The following is a 21988-nucleotide window of genomic DNA, read 5'->3' as shown; positions in this document are numbered from 1 at the left end:
ATAAACTAAGAACCTGTACATGATCTCAAGAAAGGAATAAACTAAGAGATAATATATATAAGTTAGGATATATGAGGAGTTTATACCCAAGTGATATAAGTCGGGAAAGATTTGAGATTATGTTACCAGATCTAGAGTACTGTAGAAAAAAAACAAAACCAAGGAAACTTGATTTGTATGATGTATTTTGTGGAGTGTTATACGTTCTGAAAAGCGGTTGTCAGTGGAGAATGCTACCAAAAGAGTTTCCAAAATGGCGCAATTGTTACGACTATTTTAAGAAGTGGAGTGAAAAACCAGATGCAGATAAAGAAAGTGTTCTGGAGCTGGTGTTAAAAAAAAATAGTTGGCGTGGTCCGACAAAACAATGGTCGGAAAGAAAAAACCAGCTTCTGCATAATTGATGCACAGAGTGTAAAAAATGCAGATACTGCTGAAGAAAAAGGCTATGATGCAGGCAAAAAGATTTCAGGAATAAAACGCCATATTGCAGTAGATACGCAAGGTTTGCCCCATGCAATTTATATAACAACAGCAGAGATAACTGACCGTAGCAGTGCTGTGAGAATGGTCGAAAATGCAAAAGAAAACCTCTCGGGAGTTAAAAATGTGCTGGTTGATGCAGGCTATACTGGAGAGAATTTTGCAACTCAAATAAAAACGATTATTGGTGCAACCGTTGAAGTGATAAAAAGAAATGAATTACATTCCTTTGTTGTATTGCCCAAAAGATGGTTTGTGGAGCGATCTTTTGCTTGGTTAGAAAAATGTAGAAGATTGTGGAAAAATTGTGAGCGAAAACTCAATACTAGCCTACAAATGGTCGTTCTGGCTTTCACTGCCTTACTTCTGAAAAGATTATGAACAGGCTCTAAGACCTGCTGTGTGTGTGTGTGTGCGAAAAGTGATTGAAAAAATGATGCGAGAGAGGTAGAAGAAGAATAAGCAGATTGAGTAAGGTAAAAAAATGAGCTTTAGTTACTATAAGATGAAGAAACACCCAAGAAACTTTCGTAATATAGCAGGTTTAACTATAGAGGAGTTCGAAAAGGTGGTGGAAAAAGTGAGGTCTGAGTGGGAAAGACTTGAAAAGCAGAAAAAGTGTCATGGTAGAAGATCACAACTACCAACCCTGGAAGATAAGTTATTTTGCGTAATTTTGTACTATCGCACTTACATAACACACAGATTTTTAGGGTGCCTATTCAATATGCACAACGCAAATGTATGCAGGTTACTGAAGAAAATAGAGCCATTACTTGCCAAAAAAGTTACTATAAGAAAGGATAGAAGTATGATACCAGAAAAAATACTAAAGATTCTGGTTGATGTTACAGAACAGGAAATACAGAGGCCAGAAGATAGTAAAAAACGGAAGAAATCATATTCAGGAAAAAAAAGAACCAACACTATGAAAACTGAAATTGTGATCGAGGAGAGAGGAAAAATTTTGTCAGTTTCGAGGTCGCATAGAGGTCGAATGCATGATTTTAAGATAAGAAAACAAGAGAAATTTCTTCCAAAAGATAGCATAAAATATACTGATTCTGGCTATCAGGGCTGGCAAAAGTTGCAAAGTAATGTTGTGATACTGTATAAAAAGTATCGTAAAAAGCCTTTAACACCAGAGCAAAAGGAGCACAATAGAAAACTGGCATCGTTCAGGATGCGGGTAGAAAACAAGATCAGGGAGATAAAAATATTTAAGATTATGTCAAACATTTATCGCAATTTTCAGAAAAAATATAACCTGAGATTCAATATTATTGCAAGTATTGTGAATCTTAGGCATGGTTTTTATAGCTCTTTTCATAGAAGTCCGGATGTGATAAGATAAGGATAGACGATGATAAGGAGGTTGAGTGCCAGCAGCATATAGTTATGACTTAAGGAAAAAAGCAATGGAAGCGCTAGAGGAGGGAGGAAGCAGAGAAACAGTGGCAGCAAGATTTAAAATTGGACGAACTACTTTATGGGAGTGGCAGCAGAGAAGAAAAGAAACAGGAGACTTTCAATCAAAAAAACTTGGAAATGGAGGTTACAATCACAAAATTACCGACTGGGATGCCTTTGCTAAATTTGCCAGAGAAAACGGAGGAAAGACTCTGTCGGAAATGGCTAAACTTTGGGGCAACATTAGTATCCAAACGATCCACCGAGCTCTCAGAAAAATTGGATTTACGCGCAAAAAAAGACATATGGATACAAGGAAAGAAACGAAGAAAAACGTGCTGAATTCTTAAAAATTATAGCAACAAAAGAACCAGAAAACTTAGTTTATATAGATGAGTCTGGCATTGATAACACAGAGGACTATCCATATGGGTATTGCCAGAAAGGACAGCGGTTTTATGGCCTAAAATCTGGAAAGAAAACTCAACGAATCAGTATGGTTGCAGCCTTAAGTAGAAGAAAGATAGTTGCTCCATTAACCTTTGAAGGCCACTGTAATATGGATGTTTTTAATGGATGGTTTGAGCAATTTTTGACACCGATCTTGGAACCTGGACAGACTGTCATTCTTGACAATGCTACTTTTCATAAGTCTGGTAAGATTATCGAGCTTGCTAGAGGAGTTGGTGCAGAAATTTTGTATCTGCCGCCGTATTCTCCAGATTTCAACAAAATTGAGCATCATTGGTTTGCTATAAAAAACAGAGCTAGGAAAAACATTCCTCTATTCGAATCCTTTCGTCGTGCTGTTGATTCTGCCTTCCTATGACCTGTTCGGACTATTATGAGAAATGCTATAATTCATTTCTTTTTATCACTTCAACGGTTGCACCAATAATCGTTTTTATTTGAGTTGCAAAATTCTCTCCAGTATAGCCTGCATCAACCAGTACATTTTTAACTCCCGAGAGGTTTTCTTTTGCATTTTCGACCATTCTCACAGCACTGCTAAGGTCAGTTATCTCTGCTGTTGTTATATAAATTGCATGGGGCAAACCTTGCGTATCTACTGCAATATGGCGTTTTATTCCTGAAATCTTTTTGCCTGCATCATAGCCTTTTTCTTCAGCAGTATCTGCATTTTTTACACTCTGTGCATCAATTATGCAGAAGCTGGTTTTTTCTTTCCGACCATTGTTTTGTCGGACCACGCCAACTATTTTTTTTTAACACCAGCTCCAGAACACTTTCTTTATCTGCATCTGGTTTTTCACTCCACTTCTTAAAATAGTCGTAACAATTGCGCCATTTTGGAAACTCTTTTGGTAGCATTCTCCACTGACAACCGCTTTTCAGAACGTATAACACTCCACAAAATACATCATACAAATCAAGTTTCCTTGGTTTTGTTTTTTTTCTACAGGACTCTAGATCTGGTAACATAATCTCAAATCTTTCCCGACTTATATCACTTGGGTATAAACTCCTCATATATCCTAACTTATATATATTATCTCTTAGTTTATTCCTTTCTTGAGATCATGTACAGGTTCTTACAACGCTCAAAAGCAGAAAAACAAAAACTTGATTTTCTCAGCTAAATAGTGGACCATCAAAAGCACGCATAAATATCTACAATGAAAGAAAAAACTTTCACAATCATCGATGGCTATGGTTTTCTTTTCAGAGCTTACTATGTACTACCTCACTTAATTACCACAACAGGAATGCCAATAGGTGGTGTATATGGCTTTCTGAATATGGTTCTTAAGTACATTGCCCATTCGGACTACTTAACTATAGCACTTGATGTAGGGAAAAAGAATTTTAGGCACAATTTATATCCTGAGTACAAAGCGAATAGAGTAACGCCTCCTGAGGATCTAACTCCACAGTTCACCATACTGAGGGAAGCGGTAGAAGCTTTTAACCTCAGCTATGAAGAAATTGAAGGTTATGAAGCAGATGACATAATCGCAACACTAGCTGCAAAATACGCCAACCACCAAGACTTTAAAGTGGTAGTCGTTTCATCAGATAAAGATTTGTTTCAACTCTTGAACCACAATATTTTAATATTCGACCCCATTAAAAATATATATATAGATGAAAAACAAATAGTAGAAAAATTTGGTGTAAACTCACACAAGCTTCTTGATTTATTTTCTCTAACTGGTGATGCATCCGATAACATTCCAGGCGTTCCAGGAATAGGCCCAAAAACTGCCACTAAATTATTAGATGAATTTGATTCATTGAATAATATTATAGAGAACATTGATAACATCGAGCAAACGAGGATTCGTAATATTCTTACCGAACATAAGGAAAAAGCACTAATTTCAAGAGAACTTTTATCACTATGCGAAAAAGTAGACCTTCAACATGATATTGCAAAATATGAAGTCCATTCTCCAAATATGGAGAAACTATTATCCTTTTTAAAGAAGTATGAATTCAATTCCTTAATAGGTAAAATGGAAAAGCTTTTTTCCTATAATGGGTCTAGCATAAAAGAGAAAACAGAATATAGTAGTGAAGAGTTAGAGAAATTTTTGGAGCATTGTAGATATGAAGGCAAAATTGCAATTCATTACCACCTTGAAAACAATGTATTAAGTCTATCTTATAGCGAAAGTAATATTTTTTATATAGAGCAAGACAGCATACAAGATGCACTTATTACAATTAACTCAACTTTGCTCTCAAATGGGGTGCTTAAAATAATACATAACATTAGAGAGATCAGGAAAATCTTCCCTGCAGTAGAGAAGATGCTAGATTCAGTTGATGATTTGATGATAATGTCGTATAGCTTGGATACAGGAAAGCATGATCACAGTATTCCAAACATAGTTGCGCATAATTTGAGTAAAAATGCAGAAATTTTCTCGGCAAAAACTTTAATAGCAATTCATGAAAAGCTAAAGCAAAGGTTATTTCAGGAAAAATTGTTTACAATTTACGAGCGCTTCGATAAGCCACTTATGAAAGTAATATTTGATATGGAGAAAAATGGGATATTACTGAACATACAAAAATTACAGGAGCTGTCCGATAAATTTCAGCAGGTAATTGCCGTGCTTGAAGATGAGATATATAATTTGGCAGGAGAAAGATTTAATATTGCTTCGCCAAAACAATTAAGTGATGTTTTGTTCGACAAAATGGGGCTTAATAAAAAGAAAAAGTCAAAAAAATCTGGATCGTATAGCACCAATTATGAAGTTCTAGAGGCACTCGAAGAAGAAGGGGTAGAAATCGCAAGTAAAATCTTAAATTGGCGACATTTAAGTAAATTAAAAGGCACCTACACTGATGCATTAATAAAGCAAGTTGATCCACTTGATGGTAGAATACACACAAGCTTTTCAACGACTGCAACTGCAACTGGAAGGCTGAGCTCCAGCAATCCTAATTTACAGAACATTCCTGTCAGAAGCGAAGAGGGAAATCTTATCAGACAAGCATTTATTGCACCAAAAGGGCATAAGATAATTTCTGCTGACTATTCGCAAATAGAATTAAGACTCCTGGCACACGTTGCAAACGTTGCAGCATTTAAAGAAGCTTTTGCAAACGGACAAGATATTCATGAGATCACCGCAAGGCAAGTTTTTGGAGTGCAAGAAATAGATGAGCAATTAAGACGCAAAGCAAAGTCCATCAATTTTGGAATTATATATGGCATTAGCCCATTTGGTCTTGCAAAGCGGCTTGGAATTACCATTGCGGAAGCTGCTGAATACATTAATTACTATTTTTCCTGTTACCCAGAAATAAAGGCCTATATGGAAAAAGCAGTGTCTATCGCAAGATTGCAAGGTTATGTAGAAACTTTGTTTGGCAGGAGATGCTTTGTAAGAGACATAAACAATACAATTCCTTATATAAGACAATTTGCAGAAAGGGCAGCAATAAACGCACCACTGCAAGGAACCGCTGCTGATATAATAAAACGTGCGACGATTCAGCTTTTTGACCAATTGAAATTAGGTAAAATAATCCTCCAGGTTCACGATGAGCTACTGGTCGAAGTGGAGGACGAAAAGGTACAAGAAACAGCAAAACTTATGAAAGATATAATGGAAAATGCAATAGAAATTTCTGTACCACTTGAAGTAGAAATAAAAGTTGGCGACAACTGGGCTATTAATTATGACTTAAACATGGTGGATTCTAAGAGTATAAATCATTTGAACTAATACGAAAAATATGTTAGAATAGAACATAGCAAATGCAAATAGGTCAGCCATGACAGGCCCACAAGTAAAAAGTTCAAAACCTCCAAAGTTACCTATTCAGGTAACTAACAAAGATGAGAAAGTTTTTGAAAAAGAGGAACATCAGTTAATCTCTCGTGCTTTCCTAGATACTTTAGAAAATCCAGAAAATCTAGAAAAGCAAACGAAACAAGAAATAGAAAAGAAGGAACAGGAAATAAAAAAGAAGGAACAGAAATTGAAAGAAAAACAAAAATTACAGAGTGATCTGAAGTCATTAAAGGAACGGTTACCTCGATTACAGGATGAGAATGAAAAGAAAATTTTTACTTTTATATCAAAAAATCATGAAGGTATATTCAATAATATTAATCAAGAAGATATAAAGTTACTAAGTGAAGAAAATTTTCTTCAGCTTTTACTTCCTGTGTTTAAAGAAATTAGAGAGCAAGGCTTAGCTAGAGAAGAGAAATTCAATAATGATAAAATACAACAAATAATAACCAAGTGTGTAACTGATATACGGGGTACAGAAGCTAAAGATTCACTAATAAAGCTTCTCGGGTGGCCGTTTGGAATAAAAGTAGATCCTAAAAACTTTTTTGTCTCTTTTAAAGACGGGTTATTAGAGAAGGTGCCATTTTTCGGTAAAGACAAGAAAGAAGAGGATGAACCACCACTTAGTGATGAAGAGATGGTAACAACGTTCTTACGTAAGATCTTTCTTCCTATTCTTTTTTCCATTGCTTCAATATCGATTTTTGGTCCTACTACACTCGCGATAGTTGCTGCTGTTATTGGTACAATATTTGCCATAAAAGGAGGAGTGGAGGTTCTTTTTTCAAATAACAAAAAAGGTACTTTGTATGACCCTAGCTCACAAGATGATACAGAAAAGAGAGCAAAACTGAATGGAAAAATTCTCGAGGGCATTGATGATATTTTAAAAACCCCAGTTACAGGAGTTGAGAAAGGCACCTCTGTTTCTGAACAAATTTCCCAAGGAAAAGGAAAGAGTGAACAACAGCCTGTTCCTGAGCAAATTTCCCAGGGAAACAATAGGGAAAACGAAGAAAGTAAGCAGTCTACTGTACTTGAACAAGTTACTTTAGATCAGCAAAAAACCACAGTGCAGCAACCAAATAATACCTAGGTTTGCCAAAAGTGAGTTGTGTAAGAGGCCTACTATTATTCTATAACGCATACAACAGGAGTATGATCAGACGGATTTTCTAGCTTACGCAATCTATCATCTGTGTAACATGTTTCCAATTTATCTACAGCTTGTGGCGATAATAGCATATAATCTATTCGCATTCCTTGATTATTTCTGAGTGAATTGCCTTGATAATGCCACCAAGTGAATTGTTGCAAATCTGGGTGAGATACTCTAAACGCGTCTTTAAACCCAAGATTCAAGATTGCTCTTAACTTCTCACGTTCTTTTATATGAAAGCACACTTGGCCATTCAATAAATTTGAATCAAAAACATCAATTTCATCCAGTGCAACATTATAATCGCCAGCTATAATAGTTAACTCTTCATTCTTCAACAAAGTGCTCATCCTTTCATATAGGTTATCAAAAAACTTGAGTTTATATTCAAATGCGTGAGAGTCCGGGCTTTGACCATTTGGCACGTATACACTTCCTACCCTTACCTTCTGATTATTGTGCTTTATTATGCACTCTATATAACGCGCTTCTTGATAATCTTCTACGATATCAATCTTAAACTTTTCCAGTATTGGATATTTAGATAAAACACAAACGCCATTTCTTGCAACTTGTCCATAGACAGCACATTCATATCCCAGCTTCTCTATCTCTGCATAAGGAAATTGCTCTTCCGTACATTTTATCTCTTGCAGCAAAATTATATCTATCTGACTATCAACTATAAAACTACAAAGTTGGTTAACTCTTTTACGTATGGAGTTTACATTCCAAGTTGCAATCTTTAGCATCAACAATCCTTATTAATTATATCAATTAAACTCTCCCCAGTAGGCAACCTCGATGTTATAATTTTTTTCCATTTGATTAACTTTAAACTATCAGCAATGTTTTTACTCATGGTATATGCAACTGCATTATTCATCACATGAGATAGCCCACTTTTTAGAACTAATGAACAAAACACCCTTGCTGTCTGTGAGGAAAAAAAAGCAACACTATCAATTTTACCATCCAACAGCAAATTTTTACACCTATTAGTTAGACTCCTTTTAATAATTGTTTTATAGAGTACAACTTCTCTTACGTTAAAATCTTCTTCAGATAATCTCTTTTTTAGGTCACATGATACTTCTTGTCCCCTTATATACAAAAACTTTATTGTGTTTGAATAATGAGCTTTTATGAATGATATCAGACCATCAACGTTGCTGTCTGCTGAGATTATATCAGCAAATCCCAAATTTTTTGCAGCCTGCATGGTTGAATTACCAACTGTAATAATCGGAAAGTCATCCTCTTTGCATATTTGACTAAAAGCCTTTACACTGTTTTTACTTGTAGATATCACAACATCAAATTCGTACGCAGATATATCAGGATTTAAGTACTTTATTGTGAATACTGGTTCTATAAAAACTTTGTATCCATACTTTCTCAATATATTCCTTGTATTGAACGAGTCCAATAAAGGCCTCGTTAATAAAATAGACTTCATTCTGATTTGCTCTACTATCGGTAAGATAATATCCTTTATACACAAATTACTGAATAAAAATTTTTATTTTGATAGCTTGAGCAACTATTCAAGTATAGCATTTCTCATAATAGTCCGAACAGGTCATAGGAAGGCAGAATCAACAGCATGACGAAAGGATTCGAATAGAGGAATGTTTTTCCTAGCTCTGTTTTTTATAGCAAACCAATGATGCTCAATTTTGTTGAAATCTGGAGAATACGGCGGCAGATACAAAATTTCTGCACCAACTCCTCTAGCAAGCTCGATAATCTTACCAGACTTATGAAAAGTAGCATTGTCAAGAATGACAGTCTGTCCAGGTTCCAAGATCGGTGTCAAAAATTGCTCAAACCATCCATTAAAAACATCCATATTACAGTGGCCTTCAAAGGTTAATGGAGCAACTATCTTTCTTCTACTTAAGGCTGCAACCATACTGATTCGTTGAGTTTTCTTTCCAGATTTTAGGCCATAAAACCGCTGTCCTTTCTGGCAATACCCATATGGATAGTCCTCTGTGTTATCAATGCCAGACTCATCTATATAAACTAAGTTTTCTGGTTCTTTTGTTGCTATAATTTTTAAGAATTCAGCACGTTTTTCTTCGTTTCTTTCCTTGTATCCATATGTCTTTTTTTGCGCGTAAATCCAATTTTTCTGAGAGCTCGGTGGATCGTTTGGATACTAACGTTGCCCCAAAGTTTAGCCATTTCCGACAGAGTCTTTCCTCCGTTTTCTCTGGCAAATTTAGCAAAGGCATCCCAGTCGGTGATTTTGTGATTGTAACCTCCATTTCCAAGTTTTTTTGATTGAAAGTCTCCTGTTTCTTTTCTTCTTTGCTGCCACTCCCATAAAGTAGTTCGTCCAATTTTAAATCTTGCTGCCACTGTTTCTCTGCTTCCTCCCTCCTCTAGCGCTTCCATTGCTTTTTTCCTTAAGTCATAACTATATGCTGCTGGCACTCAACCTCCTTATCATCGTCTATCCTTATCTTATCACATCCGGACTTCTATGAAAAGAGCTATAATTGATGTTGAAATGAGGATACTCAGTCCCCTATTTATAGCATTTCTCATAATAGTCCGAACAGGTCATAGGAAGGCAGAATCAACAGCACGAAGAAAGGATTCGAATAGAGGAATGTTTTTCCTAGCTCTGTTTTTTATAGCAAACCAATGATGCTCAATTTTGTTGAAATCTGGAGAATACGGCGGCAGATACAAAATTTCTGCACCAACTCCTCTAGCAAGCTCGATAATCTTACCAGACTTATGAAAAGTAGCATTGTCAAGAATGACAGTCTGTCCAGGTTCCAAGATCGGTGTCAAAAATTGCTCAAACCATCCATTAAAAACATCCATATTACAGTGGCCTTCAAAGGTTAATGGAGCAACTATCTTTCTTCTACTTAAGGCTGCAACCATACTAATTCGTTGAGTTTTCTTTCCAGATTTTAGGCCATAAAACCGCTGTCCTTTCTGGCAATACCCATATGGATAGTCCTCTGTGTTATCAATGCCAGACTCATCTATATAAACTAAGTTTTCTGGTTCTTTTGTTGCTATAATTTTTAAGAGCCTGTTCATAATCTTTTCAGAAGTAAGGCAGTGAAAGCCAGAACGACCATTTGTAGGCTAGTATTGAGTTTTCGCTCACAATTTTTCCACAATCTTCTACATTTTTCTAACCAAGCAAAAGATCGCTCCACAACCCATCTTTTGGGCAATACAACAAAGGAATGTAATTCATTTCTTTTTATCACTTCAACGGTTGCACCAATAATCGTTTTTATTTGAGTTGCAAAATTCTCTCCAGTATAGCCTGCATCAACCAGTACATTTTTAACTCCCGAGAGGTTTTCTTTTGCATTTTCGACCATTCTCACAGCACTGCTACGGTCAGTTATCTCTGCTGTTGTTATATAAATTGCATGGGGCAAACCTTGCGTATCTACTGCAATATGGCGTTTTATTCCTGAAATCTTTTTGCCTGCATCATAGCCTTTTTCTTCAGCAGTATCTGCATTTTTTACACTCTGTGCATCAATTATGCAGAAGCTGGTTTTTTCTTTCCGACCATTGTTTTGTCGGACCACGCCAACTATTTTTTTTTAACACCAGCTCCAGAACACTTTCTTTATCTGCATCTGGTTTTTCACTCCACTTCTTAAAATATTCGTAACAATTGCGCCATTTTGGAAACTCTTTTGGTAGCATTCTCCACTGACAACCGCTTTTCAGAACGTATAACACTCCACAAAATACATCATACAAATCAAGTTTTCTTGGTTTTGTTTTTTTCCTACAGGACTCTAGATCTGGTAACATAATCTCAAATCTTTCCCGACTTATATCACTTGGGTATAAACTCCTCATATATCCTAACTTATATATATTATCTCTTAGTTTATTCCTTTCTTGAGATCATGTACAGGTTCTTAGACGTCATGTTAAAATCAGGGCGGACGCAAATCCACTTGACTTAAAATGGAAAAAGTATTTTGATGAGAGAGTGGCAAAAACAAAAATGTTAACAAGCTCTTTCTCAAGAGAAGGTTCTCTACTGTTGGTGTCACCACTAAAAGTGTTGTTTTCCGAGGAATCATGAAAGACAAGCCGGTTCGAGAAAAGAAGAACTTAGATAAGGGGCTCAAGCGTAGTGTGGGGAAACCCGCATGCTGCGTTTCTAAGGGAGGGAGTAGTAGTAATACCACTTCCTTACCTAACCAACTCACTCGCGATAAAGGCTTCGAAAAACGAGCTCAACTATATGCTGCTAAGGCTTACTCAAGGCAAGCTGATAAATCTGGTAAGTACATTGATTTAAAGAAGGTTTTCTTTATTGCTATCTCTAATTGTAATTTATTTCCTGATAAGCTTGATTATATATCCAGCCACACTATAAGAGATGAGAAAACCAATGAGCATGACTTAAAAGATTTTCAATTTGTATTTATTGAACTACCTAAATTTCCTAAGAATAAGGAAGAACAGCTAGAAAGCATAGTGGATCGTTGGTTATTTTTCTTCAAATATGCAGATGAAACTACGGAAGAAGACTTAAGGAAAATAGCAGAAAAAGCACCAATAATAAAGTTAGCCTACGATGAATTAGACAGGTTTAGCTGGAATGAAAAAGATCTAATAGCATATGAAGAAAGAATAATGGATCTACGGAAAGAAGAAGCCATTCTTGAATACAGACTTGACCTTGCTACTGAAAAAGGCATCCAAATTGGCGAAGAAAGAGGCATCAAAATCGGTAAAGAGGAAGGAAAAATCGAAGGAAAAATCGAAGTCGCAAAAGCAATGCTGGCTAACAATGTTGATGTCAACACTATTGTCAAGTTTACTGGCCTTTCTATTAGTGAGATCGAAGAATTAAGTGGAAATCTGTGAACGGTTACAGAGTAATTTCAAAGTGCATTTGCAGTTGGAACGGATACATTTAATGAGAGTCCCATTTCACGGTGTTCAAATCTACTCCTTCTTGTACCATCTCCAAAAGTGGGCTCATTTCTCTCAGTCGGCCAACATTTTTAGTAATAAGATCTGCTGCGTACAAAACTTCTTCTTTAGTTGTAAATCGGCCTAGGCCAAATCTAATTGATGAATGCTCAAGGTCATGGCCATTATTTAGCGACCGTATGACATAGGAAGGCTCAAGAGACGCAGACGTGCACGCAGAACCAGAACTTACTGCTAAATCCTTGATTGCCATGATGAGAGACTCACCCTCAACATAGGGAAAGCTCAAGTTTAGGTTGCCAGGAATCCTATTTTCATAGTCACCATTTAAAACAACATCAGGAAATGCTTCTTTTATCTTATTGTACAAAATATCTCTCAGTCCTTCCAATTTGCTTGCCTCTGTTTCCATTTCTTCTTTAGCAATACGTGCCGCTTCACCAAAACCAACTGCAAGAGGTGTTGGAACTGTTCCAGAACGCATGCCTCTTTCCTGTCCACCACCACTAATTAGTGGTATCAGCCTAACACGAGGATTCTTTCTACGGACATATAATGCACCTATTCCCATAGGTCCATAAATTTTGTGGCTAGAGAGACTCATAAGATCAATGCACATCTCATTAACATCAATTGGAACTTTTCCAAAGCTTTGAGCTGCATCTGTGTGGAAAAATATATTATACTTTCTACATATTGCACCAATTTCTTTGACAGGCTGAATTATTCCGATTTCATTATTTACCATCATCACTGAAACCAGGATTGTTTTATCAGTAATTGCTTCCTCAAGCTTTGTTAAATCTATAATTCCGTTTTGCTTAACAGGCAAATATGTAACTTTAAAGCCTTCATTTTCCAGATGCCGACAAGAATCCAGAACACACTTATGCTCCGTGCAGACAGTTATTATATGATTTCCTTTATTTTTATAAAAGTGAGCAACGCCCTTGATTGCTGTATTATTTGACTCAGTTGCACCTGAGGTAAAGATAATTTCTTTGCTATCTACGTTCACCAGATCAGCGATGTGTTTCCTTGCTTTTTCCACTGCTTCTTCAGCAGTCCAACCAAATGAATGGCTGCGAGAGTGTGCATTGCTGAACTCACCAAAGTAAGGTATCATCACCTCTAAAACACGGGGATCCACTTTAGTAGTAGATTGATAATCAAGAAATATTGGTAATTTTATTTTAGCATCATGTATTTTTTTACTTTCAACATTCATAAAGCTACCACAAAGACAAAATTTACAACCATTTAATAGCACTAAAACTTAATTTTTTCAAGGTATAATCTTGCATTAAGTACAAAAGTGTCATCCAAGTAGCTGACACATAACTGTACGAACATTTATTTGCGAAAGCAGTGTGTTAAATGTTATAGCCAGTTTTGCCTCAAACACAAAGGCAGTGCCCAGACACTGGGATGACACCCTACTGGTGGCAATTGCTTCCAAATCACAATGTTTGTACAATTGTGCGCCGTGCGCTGGAATCCGTTTTAGCTCTTATCTATATCTCAGTTCCACCAACAGTTATTGCGTCGACTTTGAGTGTCGGCTGACCAACTCCGACGGGCACATTTTGTCCATCTTTCGAGCATGTGCCAACACCAGGATCTAACTTTAAGTCGTTGCCAACCATAGATACTTTTTTCAACACTGTTGGACCGTCACCAATTAGCGTTGCTCCTTTTACTGGCTGTGTAATTTTGCCATTTTCTATTAGGTAAGCTTCCGAAGATGAAAAAACAAATTTTCCTGATGTTATATCAACTTGCCCACCACCGAAATTTACTGCATATAGACCTTTCTTTACGCTAGATATCATTTCCTCCGGTGTATGTTTTCCATGCAGCATATAGGTGTTTGTCATGCGCGGCATAATAACTTCTTTATAACTTTCTCTTCTACCATTACCAGTTGGGCTTACACCCATGAGTTTAGCGTTCATATGATCCTGCATGTATCCTTTGAGGATCCCATTCTCTATCAATATATTATAACTGGGTGGAGTGCCTTCATCGTCTACGCTGATAGAGCCACGCAAATTAGGCAGAGTTCCGTCATCAACTACTGTGATGTCACTAGCTGCTACTTGTTTACCCACAGAATTTGAAAATGCTGAGACTTTTTTGCGATTAAAATCGCCCTCAAGTCCATGACCCACAGCTTCGTGTAACAATATTCCTGGCCAGCCTGAACCTAAAACGACTGTCATTTCTCCGGCTGGAGTTGGAATTGCTTCAAGATTTACCAGTGCTTGTTCTAACGCTTGGTTTGCAACTTCTTTCCACTTTTTCTCAGAAATAAACTTACTATAAGAGTCCCTTCCACCATGCCCTGCAGAACCTCTTTCGGTACGGCCATCTTTTTCTACAATGACTAGCACATTAAAACGTACCAGAGGCCTGATATCGCTTAATCTGTGATCACCCTTTATTATTTGTACAACTTGCCATTCTCCACTTAGAGTTATTTTTACTTGCTTCACGCAGTTATTTTTGGACCTTACATACTCATTAACCTCATTGAGTAGCTTAATCTTTGAATTCAGATCCATTTCATTTGTAGGGTTAATCCTCGAATATAGGCTTTTTGTCTCTTCGTTTAAATTTATTGAATTTGTCTTGTTTAAAGACACTGAGCTTTTTACCATAGAAGCAGCATTACTAATTTCTTTTTCGCTGATCTCAGAAGAACAAACGAAAGATGTACTATCCTCACAAAAAGACCTTAAACCAAATCCCCTTCTAGTATTCAAGTCCATGTGTTTTAATATGTTATCCTCAAAAAGCAGGGACTCCGACTGGCAAAATTCTAGAAACAGCTCACCACCATCGCTATTGCTCAAAGCGTTATTGACTATTTTATATACGTTATTAATATTAACATTGTTTTGAGCGAAAAATACTTGATCTAGATTTGGCATTACCTTTGAACTAAAAATTGTTTAAGTATATTATTTAACTTTAACATAGTAAACTATAAAAAGCCCGGGTGGCGGAATTGGTAGACGCGCTAGCTTCAGGTGCTAGTAACTTTTTAAGTTGTGGAAGTTCAAGTCTTCTCTCGGGCACTCTTAGCTTCCATATTGCTTGTTGAATTAATTAATGCTATAATATAACGTATTAGGTAATATTTATGCTATGTATGGTGAAAAAGATAAGTTAGCCTACAGAAAGAAGGTACGAACTTACTCGAAACGCTTAGTTATAGCATTTCTCATAATAGTCCGAACAGGTCATAGGAAGGCAGAATCAACAGCACGACGAAAGGATTCGAATAGAGGAATGTTTTTCCTAGCTCTGTTTTTTATAGCAAACCAATGATGCTCAATTTTGTTGAAATCTGGAGAATACGGCGGCAGATACAAAATTTCTGCACCAACTCCTCTAGCAAGCTCGATAATCTTACCAGACTTATGAAAAGTAGCATTGTCAAGAATGACAGTCTGTCCAGGTTCCAAGATCGGTGTCAAAAATTGCTCAAACCATCCATTAAAAACATCCATATTACAGTGGCCTTCAAAGGTTAATGGAGCAACTATCTTTCTTCTACTTAAGGCTGCAACCATACTGATTCGTTGAGTTTTCTTTCCAGATTTTAGGCCATAAAACCGCTGTCCTTTCTGGCAATACCCATATGGATAGTCCTCTGTGTTATCAATGCCAGACTCATCTATATAAACTAAGTTTTCTGGTTCTTTTGTTGCTATAATTTTTAAGAGCCTGTTCATAATCTTTTCAGAAGTAAGGCAGTGAAAGCCAGAACGACCATTTGTAGGCTAGTATTGAGTTTTCGCTCACAATTTTTCCACAATCTTCTACATTTTTCTAACCAAGCAAAAGATCGCTCCACAACCCATCTTTTGGGCAATACAACAAAGGAATGTAATTCATTTCTTTTTATCACTTCAACGGTTGCACCAATAATCGTTTTTATTTGAGTTGCAAAATTCTCTCCAGTATAGCCTGCATCAACCAGTACATTTTTAACTCCCGAGAGGTTTTCTTTTGCATTTTCGACCATTCTCACAGCACTGCTACGGTCAGTTATCTCTGCTGTTGTTATATAAATTGCATGGGGCAAACCTTACGTATCTACTGCAATATGGCGTTTTATTCCTGAAATCTTTTTGCCTGCATCATAGCCTTTTTCTTCAGCAGTATCTGCATTTTTTACACTCTGTGCATCAATTATGCAGAAGCTGGTTTTTTCTTTCCGACCATTGTTTTGTCGGACCACGCCAACTATTTTTTTTTAACACCAGCTCCAGAACACTTTCTTTATCTGCATCTGGTTTTTCACTCCACTTCTTAAAATAGTCGTAACAATTGCGCCATTTTGGAAACTCTTTTGGTAGCATTCTCCACTGACAACCGCTTTTCAGAACGTATAACACTCCACAAAATACATCATACAAATCAAGTTTCCTTGGTTTTGTTTTTTTTCTACAGGACTCTAGATCTGGTAACATAATCTCAAATCTTTCCCTACTTATATCACTTGGGTATAAACTCCTCATATATCCTAACTTATATATATTATCTCTTAGTTTATTCCTTTCTTGAGATCATGTACAGGTTCTAAGAGCCTGTTCATAATCTTTTCAGAAGTAAGGCAGTGAAAGCCAGAACGACCATTTGTAGGCTAGTATTGAGTTTTCGCTCACAATTTTTCCACAATCTTCTACACTTTTCTAACCAAGCAAAAGATCGCTCCACAACCCATCTTTTGGGCAATACAACAAAGGAATGTAATTCATTTCTTTTTATCACTTCAACGGTTGCACCAATAATCGTTTTTATTTGAGTTGCAAAATTCTCTCCAGTATAGCCTGCATCAACCAGTACATTTTTAACTCCCGAGAGGTTTTCTTTTGCATTTTCGACCATTCTCACAGCACTGCTACGGTCAGTTATAGCTCTTTTCATAGAAGTCCGGATGTGATAAGATAAGGATAGACGATGATAAGGAGGTTGAGTGCCAGCAGCATATAGTTATGACTTAAGGAAAAAAGCAATGGAAGCGCTAGAGGAGGGAGGAAGCAGAGAAACAGTGGCAGCAAGATTTAAAATTGGACGAACTACTTTATGGGAGTGGCAGCAAAGAAGAAAAGAAACAGGAGACTTTCAATCAAAAAAACTTGGAAATGGAGGTTACAATCACAAAATTACCGACTGGGATGCCTTTGCTAAATTTGCCAGAGAAAACGGAGGAAAGACTCTGTCGGAAATGGCTAAACTTTGGGGCAACGTTAGTATCCAAACGATCCACCGAGCTCTCAGAAAAATTGGATTTACGCGCAAAAAAAGACATATGGATACAAGGAAAGAAACGAAGAAAAACGTGCTGAATTCTTAAAAATTATAGCAACAAAAGAACCAGAAAACTTAGTTTATATAGATGAGTCTGGCATTGATAACACAGAGGACTATCCATATGGGTATTGCCAGAAAGGACAGCGGTTTTATGGCCTAAAATCTGGAAAGAAAACTCAACGAATCAGTATGGTTGCAGCCTTAAGTAGAAGAAAGATAGTTGCTCCATTAACCTTTGAAGGCCACTGTAATATGGATGTTTTTAATGGATGGTTTGAGCAATTTTTGACACCGATCTTGGAACCTGGACAGACTGTCATTCTTGACAATGCTACTTTTCATAAGTCTGGTAAGATTATCGAGCTTGCTAGAGGAGTTGGTGCAGAAATTTTGTATCTGCCGCCGTATTCTCCAGATTTCAACAAAATTGAGCATCATTGGTTTGCTATAAAAAACAGAGCTAGGAAAAACATTCCTCTATTCGAATCCTTTCGTCGTGCTGTTGATTCTGCCTTCCTATGACCTGTTCGGACTATTATGAGAAATGCTATATCTCTGCTGTTGTTATATAAATTGCATGGGGCAAACCTTGCGTATCTACTGCAATATGGCGTTTTATTCCTGAAATCTTTTTGCCTGCATCATAGCCTTTTTCTTCAGCAGTATCTGCATTTTTTACACTCTGTGCATCAATTATGCAGAAGCTGGTTTTTTCTTTCCGACCATTGTTTTGTCGGACCACGCCAACTATTTTTTTTTAACACCAGCTCCAGAACACTTTCTTTATCTGCATCTGGTTTTTCACTCCACTTCTTAAAATAGTCGTAACAATTGCGCCATTTTGGAAACTCTTTTGGTAGCATTCTCCACTGACAACCGCTTTTCAGAACGTATAACACTCCACAAAATACATCATACAAATCAAGTTTTCTTGGTTTTGTTTTTTTCCTACAGGACTCTAGATCTGGTAACATAATCTCAAATCTTTCCCGACTTATATCACTTGGGTATAAACTCCTCATATATCCTAACTTATATATATTATCTCTTAGTTTATTCCTTTCTTGAGATCATGTACAGGTTCTAAAGCCATAGGAGTGACGGTCGCTGATTGTTTCAGATACTGGCTCCAGGGCAAACAAATATAATGCTTGCATGGCTCTATCTTTTATCGTGGGTATTCCAAGAGGCCTTCTTTTGCCATTAGATTTACTGATGTAAATTCGTTTTAGCGGAGAAGGTTTATATCCTCTTTGTTTTAACTGCTTTATTCCTTGAAATTTAGCATTGCAAGTTGACCATAGTTGACGATCTACACCTGCTGTGTTTTTTCCTTGGTTTTCAGTTACTCTTTTAACAGCTAAAGTTTTGCCGCTAAAGGAGCGTGTGAGAAGATGTTGTAGAGCTTTCACCTTACCCCATCTTCCTTGTTGGACAGCCTTAACAATACGTCTTTGTAGCCTCACAATAACTTTCTGGCATTTCTTCCATGGCAACTGCTTCCATGCTTCAAAGCTTTCGGTAGATGCACTTACAGGTTTACTTGTAATCATCTGCTTTCCTACCTTAAGTGGTTAACAAAGTTTCTTGTCACGAGGGACCAAATGGAAGTCTGCTCGTTTTCACGCGAATTAATGTTACAAATTCTATCCATTTCGTTACAAAATGGCATTCGCTTTCTCCATTATCCTTTACCTGCACTTCCATCAGCATTCCTTGCGGTTTGCTTGCCATGTAGGCGAAAATACAGGCTTACCCTGTTCCTTTTGTCATACAATAGTGGGTTAGGTGGCTTCTCTATACCGGTGGAATTATTATTTGCGTACATCCAGAAATGAAAAATGTAACTCATCCACATTACCTTTTGGTCGGAGCTTATCAGCATCTTTAGCTCTTTCATCATTACGATACTTATGAAGCTTCACTTACGTTCACCATACCACTAAGCCTAGCCCTCCAACCACATGATGCTTGTAGTTTATGCTTTCTCTCACGATTGAGCATCTTCTTTATCAAGAGGAGGTTCATTGTCCGCATCGCTTGGCACCAACTAGTTGCCCGATTCGCACTGATGCGTAGACTCAGATGGCAAAACATCTGGTTCAATAAGTTTTAGAATCCTTTCAGTTTCTTTCTGAATGAATTCCTCTCCTTTTAAACAATATGACCGAAGACTTTCAGGTCGCACCATTTCGACTATTACTTGCACCCCATTTTCATCCCTGCAGAGTACATCAACGATACTTTGTTTTTTAGAGGCAACTTCGGGATCCATTATAGTACTGAGGAATTCCACTTCTTGTATAGTATTTATCTCGGTAAATCCTAAAATATCATTCAAAAAATGTATGAGAATATTCTTATTTTTTTCAGTGCCAAATATTTTTTTGAAGGTCAAATCCAGCTTAGGGTCGAGAAACTTAGATAAAGCCATAGCCAAAGTGCTTAAAAATATTAATAATTATACACTATTATTAACAATTATTCAACCATATTTTTGAAAATAGCTATAGCTATGCCGCCGCGAACCGTCATACCGCGATTCATTCGCGGTATCTCGGCATAGATTCCGCTAATTAGTAGCGGAATGACGATTGTGTATCGTGCTTTGCTAAAAAAAAAATCACAGAATGCAGTCTGGTCACATTACTCTAGCTATACACAACAACTTCACTTTCAACAATTTTATTAGCAATAATACGACTTTCACAATCAATATTTATTATATCAGATAGTGAATTAATATCAGTATAACTACCAAAACTTTCCATTGTTGATTCCACTACCTCTACTATTTTTAAAAAGCCGATTCGTGACTTCAAAAATTCATTAACAGCTATTTCATTTGCAGCATTGAGCACAATACTATTTGCTTGTGGAGCAGAAGAGTTTAACACTGCCATGCTAAGCTTTAGCGCAGGAAAACGCTTATGGTCTGGTTCTTGAAAGGTCAATTTTCCTTGCTTTGTTAAATCTAATTTACGATTTAAAGCTGATCTTTCCGGCCAAGACAAAGCATATGAAATGGGAATTGCCATGTCAGTTTCTGCAAGCACAGCAAAGTTGAACCCATCTTTATAAGTTACAATTCCATGTACTATTGACTCAGGATGCACTATTGCTTCAATTTTATCCGGGCTGATGTTAAACAAGTTATGTGCTTCTATTATTTCTAGTGCCTTATTCATCATTGTTGCGCTATCAACCGAGATTTTCTTTCCCATATTCCAAGTGGGGTGACTAAGCGCCTTATCTACCATAACATTTCTTAATTGCTCAAGGCTATAATTTAAGAATGGTCCACCAGAAGCAGTAAGTATGATCTTTTCTACGCATTTGTCGTCATTTTGCAAAATTTGAAAAATTGCGTTGTGCTCAGAGTCAATAGGGATTATTTGTACGTTTTTTTCTTTAGCTTTTTTGAGTAATAACTTTCCACCGCAAACAATGCTTTCTTTGTTTGCCAATGCAATGACTTTGGTACCGCTTTCTATAACCTCCATAACTGGCTCAAGGCCTGCAATGCCAACTATTGCAACAACTGAGAGATCAACAGGTATGGTAGCAATATTTGTAGCACCAATTGCTATTTTTACATCTGTACCAAGTAGACTTTCTTTTAAATCTTTGTAAAACCTTTCATCGGAGATAGCAACATATTTTGCACTCAGCAGCTTTGCTTGGTGTGCCAGTAGAGCAAAGTCTGAATGGGCACTTAGTGCTTCCACTTGGTATTCTTCTTTTCTCTTTGAGAGCAAATCTACAGTCTTTTTTCCAACACTTCCTGTTGACCCTAAAACTGAAACCTTTTTCACTAAGACAAACTCATAACAATAGCAACTTTTCTTGCGAACCCAACTATTCAATAGTTTTTAAGCGTTTAACCAAGCTCATGCCCGTGGTCATCGCCAACAGATGGTGAAGGACCAGGTGAAAAAGATTGACCATGGTGATCACCTACATCATGCATGTCTTGCAAACCATCAGCATTATGAGCTATTTCGTTATTGGCATGAGGGTAATCATCTGAGTGATGTCCATCATCACCATGAGCCATATCCATTCCTTCTGATGGCATATCTTCTCCGCCTCCACCTGAAAAATGTTCTGCAAGGCTTTCAAGAAATTTTATGCCAAACATATTACCTGATTTTCCAAACAGCGTTACTAAACTACTACCACTCACTAAACCTTCAAACACATTATTATAAGCAGCAATTGCTCCTTCATGAAAGTTGAACAACCATTTCATTCCATCGACAACTGTTGAAACAGAGTCACTATGACCAAGACCAAAACCACTTTTCTCACCAGCAGCCTCTTGGTGTTGTTGCTGCGCTTGCCATTCTGCAATATTTGGACCTTCGCTCATAAATTTTTACTC

Annotated in this window: 15 protein-coding genes, 1 tRNA gene and 8 pseudogenes; 8 read left to right on the top strand and 16 right to left on the bottom strand. The window is 36.9% G+C overall.

The features are described from left to right. The first annotated feature begins 71 nt into the window (after positions 1–71). The 3 genes from ABWU71_RS07850 (at position 72) to ABWU71_RS07840 (ending at position 2722) form a co-directional block, all read left to right on the top strand. Positions 72–864, top strand: a protein-coding gene (locus ABWU71_RS07850; protein WP_353284353.1) for an IS5 family transposase whose coding sequence is annotated in 2 segments (ribosomal slippage) — positions 72–335 and positions 337–864 — 792 coding nt in all. Because the reading frame shifts where the segments join, the coding sequence is not laid out codon by codon here. 124 nt (positions 865–988) lie between these two features. Next, a complete protein-coding gene (locus ABWU71_RS07845) occupies positions 989–1837 on the top strand; it encodes a transposase family protein (protein ID WP_410530498.1) in 849 nt (282 codons plus the stop codon). A 25-nt stretch (positions 1838–1862) separates the two neighbouring features. Continuing rightward, positions 1863–2722, top strand: a protein-coding gene (locus ABWU71_RS07840) for an IS630 family transposase (RefSeq protein ID WP_353284452.1) whose coding sequence is annotated in 2 segments (ribosomal slippage) — positions 1863–2187 and positions 2187–2722 — 861 coding nt in all. Because the reading frame shifts where the segments join, the coding sequence is not laid out codon by codon here. A 28-nt stretch (positions 2723–2750) separates the two neighbouring features. Here ABWU71_RS07840 and ABWU71_RS07835 read toward each other — a convergent pair. Then, positions 2751–3384 (bottom strand): annotated as a pseudogene (locus tag ABWU71_RS07835) (IS5 family transposase); the annotation flags it as partial. A 146-nt stretch (positions 3385–3530) separates the two neighbouring features. Here ABWU71_RS07835 and polA point away from each other — a divergent pair. After that, complete coding sequence (polA, locus tag ABWU71_RS07830) at positions 3531–6098, top strand: DNA polymerase I (protein WP_353284451.1); 2568 nt, start codon at positions 3531–3533, stop codon at positions 6096–6098. A gap of 49 nt (positions 6099–6147) precedes the next feature. Beyond that, on the top strand, positions 6148–7269 hold the full coding sequence (locus ABWU71_RS07825; RefSeq protein ID WP_353284450.1) for a hypothetical protein: 1122 nt from the start codon (positions 6148–6150) through the stop codon (positions 7267–7269). A 35-nt stretch (positions 7270–7304) separates the two neighbouring features. On the opposite strand, the gene ABWU71_RS07820 is transcribed toward ABWU71_RS07825, so the two are convergent. The 5 genes and pseudogenes from ABWU71_RS07820 to ABWU71_RS07800 all read right to left on the bottom strand — a co-directional run bounded on the left by ABWU71_RS07820 (position 7305) and on the right by ABWU71_RS07800 (position 11187). Then, entirely contained in the window at positions 7305–8084 is a 780-nt protein-coding gene (locus tag ABWU71_RS07820; protein ID WP_353284449.1) for an exodeoxyribonuclease III, read from the bottom strand. Then, positions 8084–8791, bottom strand: coding sequence for a uroporphyrinogen-III synthase (locus tag ABWU71_RS07815; RefSeq protein ID WP_353284939.1), 708 nt, complete (start codon positions 8789–8791; stop codon positions 8084–8086). The genes ABWU71_RS07820 and ABWU71_RS07815 overlap by 1 nt, the downstream gene beginning before the upstream one ends. A gap of 123 nt (positions 8792–8914) precedes the next feature. Further along, positions 8915–9774, bottom strand: a protein-coding gene (locus tag ABWU71_RS07810; protein WP_353284448.1) for an IS630 family transposase whose coding sequence is annotated in 2 segments (ribosomal slippage) — positions 8915–9450 and positions 9450–9774 — 861 coding nt in all. Because the reading frame shifts where the segments join, the coding sequence is not laid out codon by codon here. A gap of 129 nt (positions 9775–9903) precedes the next feature. Continuing rightward, a pseudogene (locus tag ABWU71_RS07805) lies at positions 9904–10389 on the bottom strand (IS630 family transposase); the annotation flags it as partial. Between the two features lie 5 nt (positions 10390–10394). Continuing rightward, positions 10395–11187 (bottom strand): IS5 family transposase gene (locus ABWU71_RS07800; protein WP_353284447.1). Its coding sequence is split into 2 segments (ribosomal slippage): positions 10395–10922 and positions 10924–11187, totalling 792 coding nucleotides; the frame shifts between segments, so codons are not numbered across the junction. A 228-nt stretch (positions 11188–11415) separates the two neighbouring features. On the opposite strand from ABWU71_RS07800, the gene ABWU71_RS07795 reads away from it, so the two are divergent. Next, complete coding sequence (locus ABWU71_RS07795) at positions 11416–12210, top strand: Rpn family recombination-promoting nuclease/putative transposase (RefSeq protein ID WP_353284446.1); 795 nt, start codon at positions 11416–11418, stop codon at positions 12208–12210. A gap of 49 nt (positions 12211–12259) precedes the next feature. On the opposite strand, the gene ABWU71_RS07790 is transcribed toward ABWU71_RS07795, so the two are convergent. Continuing rightward, the gene (locus ABWU71_RS07790; protein ID WP_353284938.1) at positions 12260–13507 is read right to left on the bottom strand and encodes an IscS subfamily cysteine desulfurase; all 1248 of its coding nucleotides are present in this window, start codon (positions 13505–13507) and stop codon (positions 12260–12262) included. A 286-nt stretch (positions 13508–13793) separates the two neighbouring features. Further along, entirely contained in the window at positions 13794–15212 is a 1419-nt protein-coding gene (tldD, locus tag ABWU71_RS07785) for a metalloprotease TldD (RefSeq protein ID WP_353284445.1), read from the bottom strand. A gap of 62 nt (positions 15213–15274) precedes the next feature. On the opposite strand from tldD, the gene ABWU71_RS07780 reads away from it, so the two are divergent. Continuing rightward, a tRNA-Leu gene (locus ABWU71_RS07780) sits at positions 15275–15359 on the top strand. 165 nt (positions 15360–15524) lie between these two features. Here the strand turns inward: ABWU71_RS07780 and ABWU71_RS07775 are convergent. The 3 pseudogenes from ABWU71_RS07775 to ABWU71_RS07765 form a co-directional block, all read right to left on the bottom strand. Continuing rightward, a pseudogene (locus tag ABWU71_RS07775) lies at positions 15525–16010 on the bottom strand (IS630 family transposase); the annotation flags it as partial. A gap of 5 nt (positions 16011–16015) precedes the next feature. Continuing rightward, positions 16016–16808: pseudogene (locus tag ABWU71_RS07770) on the bottom strand (IS5 family transposase). A gap of 73 nt (positions 16809–16881) precedes the next feature. Next, positions 16882–17205 (bottom strand): annotated as a pseudogene (locus ABWU71_RS07765) (transposase); the annotation flags it as partial. Positions 17206–17266: 61 nt separating this feature from the next. Here ABWU71_RS07765 and ABWU71_RS07760 point away from each other — a divergent pair. Continuing rightward, positions 17267–18126 (top strand): IS630 family transposase gene (locus ABWU71_RS07760; RefSeq protein ID WP_353284076.1). Its coding sequence is split into 2 segments (ribosomal slippage): positions 17267–17591 and positions 17591–18126, totalling 861 coding nucleotides; the frame shifts between segments, so codons are not numbered across the junction. Positions 18127–18154: 28 nt separating this feature from the next. Here ABWU71_RS07760 and ABWU71_RS07755 read toward each other — a convergent pair. From ABWU71_RS07755 to ABWU71_RS07735, 5 genes and pseudogenes are all read right to left on the bottom strand, one after another. Continuing rightward, positions 18155–18626 (bottom strand): annotated as a pseudogene (locus ABWU71_RS07755) (IS5 family transposase); the annotation flags it as partial. Between the two features lie 60 nt (positions 18627–18686). Beyond that, a pseudogene (locus ABWU71_RS07750) lies at positions 18687–19157 on the bottom strand (reverse transcriptase N-terminal domain-containing protein); the annotation flags it as partial. Positions 19158–19792: 635 nt separating this feature from the next. Further along, positions 19793–20038 (bottom strand): annotated as a pseudogene (locus tag ABWU71_RS07745) (PD-(D/E)XK nuclease family transposase); the annotation flags it as partial. Between the two features lie 217 nt (positions 20039–20255). Continuing rightward, entirely contained in the window at positions 20256–21419 is a 1164-nt protein-coding gene (dxr, locus tag ABWU71_RS07740) for a 1-deoxy-D-xylulose-5-phosphate reductoisomerase (protein WP_353284937.1), read from the bottom strand. Between the two features lie 65 nt (positions 21420–21484). Beyond that, on the bottom strand, positions 21485–21976 hold the full coding sequence (locus ABWU71_RS07735) for a hypothetical protein (protein WP_353284444.1): 492 nt from the start codon (positions 21974–21976) through the stop codon (positions 21485–21487). Positions 21977–21988: the final 12 nt, after the last annotated feature.

This window comes from Wolbachia endosymbiont (group A) of Lasioglossum fulvicorne, from assembly GCF_964028605.1.
Lineage (GTDB): Bacteria > Pseudomonadota > Alphaproteobacteria > Rickettsiales > Anaplasmataceae > Wolbachia.
The sequence above is the reverse complement of the archived record's forward strand: the minus strand, read 5'-3'. Positions and strand labels throughout refer to the sequence as shown.